The organism is Candidatus Electronema sp. TJ, from assembly GCF_048287355.1.
GTDB lineage: Bacteria > Desulfobacterota > Desulfobulbia > Desulfobulbales > Desulfobulbaceae > Electronema.
Genome location: NZ_JBLWEP010000089.1, coordinates 1 through 1,475, shown reverse-complemented (window position 1 = coordinate 1,475; position 1,475 = coordinate 1). Strand labels below are relative to the sequence as shown.

1 protein-coding gene and 1 pseudogene are annotated in these 1,475 nt (G+C 59.8%); both read right to left on the bottom strand.

Features of this window, described 5'->3' with window-relative positions:
• A pseudogene (locus ACNKID_RS07735) lies at nt 1-197 on the bottom strand (endonuclease III domain-containing protein); the annotation flags it as partial.
• Nucleotides 194-1,285, bottom strand: a complete 1,092-nt coding sequence (locus ACNKID_RS07730) for a 6-phosphofructokinase (RefSeq protein WP_417912867.1) — start codon at nt 1,283-1,285, stop codon at nt 194-196. The pseudogene ACNKID_RS07735 and the gene ACNKID_RS07730, both read right to left, overlap by 4 nt.
• Nucleotides 1,286-1,475: the final 190 nt, after the last annotated feature.

Genomic DNA, 1,475 nt, shown 5'->3' with positions numbered 1-1,475 from the left:
GCAAGTTCCGCTGGATCGAGCTTGCCTGCCGCCTTCAGCTTGGCAATCGCCTTTGCAACATTGCTCCAATTTGTATTCTGCGTGAGGACAGCCCCGGCCATGATTTCAAAGGGACTGTCGCCGGGCCACCAATGCTGCGGGCCGAAATGGGTCAGCAGACGGTCGTATATCTCTTTCAGGGCAGCAGCAGAGTTCATTCTTTGTCGCCAAGACAGATGCCGATGGAGCGGGCGGTCAGCACCTTGTCGCTGGCCGGATCCACCTGCTTGCGGCGGCGGATCGCCTCTTCCAGCGGCACAGCGGACATGGTCGGCGGAGTCCATGCCACCATGTGATCGAACTGGCCTGCCTCAGCCATGCGCACTGCTGCCGCACCAAAACGCAGGGCAAGGAGTCGGTCGAAGGTGGTGGGCGAGCCGCCGCGCTGCAAATGGCCAAGCACCAGCGAACGGGTGTCCTTGCCGATCCGCTGCCGGATTTCCTCGGCCACCCACTCGCCGATGCCGCCCAAAACAGACTCAGCGCGCCCGGTCTCGCCCTTGCCCCGGCTGATCACCTGCCCGCCCTCAGCCTTGGCCCCTTCAGCCACCACGACGATGGAATAATGCTTGCCGTGCAGCTCGTTTTCAGTGATTTTGCGGCAGACCGCCTCCATGTCAAAAGGGATTTCCGGCACCAAGACCACGTCCGCGCCGCCGGAAATGCCGGAGTAGAGCGCAATCCAGCCGGAGTCGCGGCCCATGACCTCGACCACCAGCACCCGGTCGTGCGACTTGGCGGTGGAATGCAGCTTGTCCAAGGCTTCAGTGGCTGTGGCAACAGCGGTGTCAAAACCAAAGGTGCGGTCAGTGGCTTCCAAGTCGTTGTCGATGGTTTTCGGCACGCCGATCACCGGCATTCCCTTCAAGGCGAAACGATGGGCGATATCCAAGCTGCCGTCGCCGCCTACCGCAATATGGCAGTAAAAGCCCATCCGCTTGAAACAGGCCAGCACCCGTTCGGAAACATCGACAATCTGCACCTCGCCTGCCAGATTCGGCACCGGCATGGCAAAGGGATTGCCCTTGTTGGTGGTGCCGAGGATGGTGCCGCCCATTGGAGTGATGCCCTCCACGTCCTCCGGGGTCAGGCGCACCAGCTCTTCCGGGTCAAGAAAACCCCTGTAGCCGTGCTTGCTGCCATACACTTCCCAGCCAAGCCGCGAGGCTGACTTCACGACTGCAAAAATAACCGCGTTCAGGCCAGGGGCATCGCCGCCGCCGGTGGAGATCACTATCTTGCGCATGGTTCGTCCTATGGTCTTGCTGTTAAAAGAATACTGCCTCCTCTCTCTGAAATAGTACGGGCAGCGCGGCGTGTTGGCAACTGTTTTACGTTTTAACCCAAGTTGCGACCTGCAACAAATTGGTTTGTCACTACGTTTTGAGGACTGCTCTGTTTTGAACTTTTGCAGGAATTGCAGCCAGCCGCCTTCG

Bases quoted from the DNA above. Each gene is read 5' to 3' on its own strand.
- ACNKID_RS07730 (WP_417912867.1), bottom strand. From the start codon at position 1,285: ATGCGCAAGATAGTGATCTCCACCGGCGGCGGCGATGCCCCTGGCCTG.